This is a genomic window from Tannerella forsythia (genome assembly GCF_001006485.1).
In the GTDB taxonomy this organism is placed as follows: Bacteria; Bacteroidota; Bacteroidia; order Bacteroidales; family Tannerellaceae; genus Tannerella; species Tannerella forsythia.
On record NZ_JUET01000069.1, the window covers coordinates 1 to 392 of the forward strand.

A 392-nucleotide genomic window follows, 5' to 3' on the forward strand; every position below is an offset into this window, starting at 1 on the left:
GGCCATACGGCCCGTCGAGGAACTCGATGATGCAGAAGCCCTCGCCCATGGTATCGAACAGCGTGCGATAGCGCAGGTCCGATTCGTCGCGCAGCTTGAGTTCGCGCCGGAGGTTGAGCTGGTGCATCACCTGGTGCCCGAGCACTTCGAGCGTGCGCCGCTGGAGCTCGGTGAGACTGCGGGGCTGCGCATCGAGCACGCACAAGGTTCCGATCGGCAGCCCTTCGGCCGTGCGTAGCTGGGCCCCCGCATAGAAGCGGATGTGCGAATCGCCGGCGACCAGCGGCGTCTCGGCGAAACGGGGATCCTTCGAAGCGTCGGGAACGAGCATCAGATCGTCCTGGAGCAACGCGCTTTCGCAGAACGACATGTCGCGATCCATGCCGAGCAGG

General features: G+C 65.1%; 1 protein-coding gene. It reads right to left on the reverse strand.

Annotated features, from left to right (window positions below; genetic code table 11):
• Nucleotides 1–392 (reverse strand): GAF domain-containing protein (locus Tanf_RS05340; RefSeq protein ID WP_140230718.1); only part of this gene is annotated, 392 nt, incomplete at both ends.